Origin of the sequence: Pseudoalteromonas sp. BSi20652, assembly GCF_000239855.1 — a bacterium.
Classification (GTDB): Bacteria; Pseudomonadota; Gammaproteobacteria; order Enterobacterales; family Alteromonadaceae; genus Pseudoalteromonas.
Map to the genome: position 1 here is coordinate 1 of NZ_BADT01000256.1, position 341 is coordinate 341.

A 341-nucleotide genomic window follows, 5' to 3' on the forward strand; every position below is an offset into this window, starting at 1 on the left:
TCCACCACTTTATTCTTGACGGTTAGAGGTAGTTTAAGAACAGATTTTTATGCGGGCATCGTATAATGGCTATTACCTCAGCCTTCCAAGCTGATGATGCGGGTTCGATTCCCGCTGCCCGCTCCAGTTCTTGTGTTGCTGATATAGCTCAGTTGGTAGAGCGCACCCTTGGTAAGGGTGAGGTCGGCAGTTCGACTCTGCCTATCAGCACCAGTCTTAAGAATCTCCTTGATTACTTCCTTTATCTGTCAGAAAATACTATTTGAAAAAATTAACTTAATCTACCTTTGGTGGATTATTTTCATATGTAATTTAGATACACAAAACTGATAGGTTCCGTC

General features: G+C 41.9%; 2 tRNA genes. Both read left to right on the plus strand.

The features are described 5' to 3' along the window. Positions 1 to 51: 51 nt before the first annotated feature. Positions 52 to 126 (plus strand) — tRNA-Gly (locus P20652_RS19360). Positions 127 to 137: 11 nt separating this feature from the next. Continuing rightward, positions 138 to 213 (plus strand) — tRNA-Thr (locus tag P20652_RS19365). Positions 214 to 341: the final 128 nt, after the last annotated feature.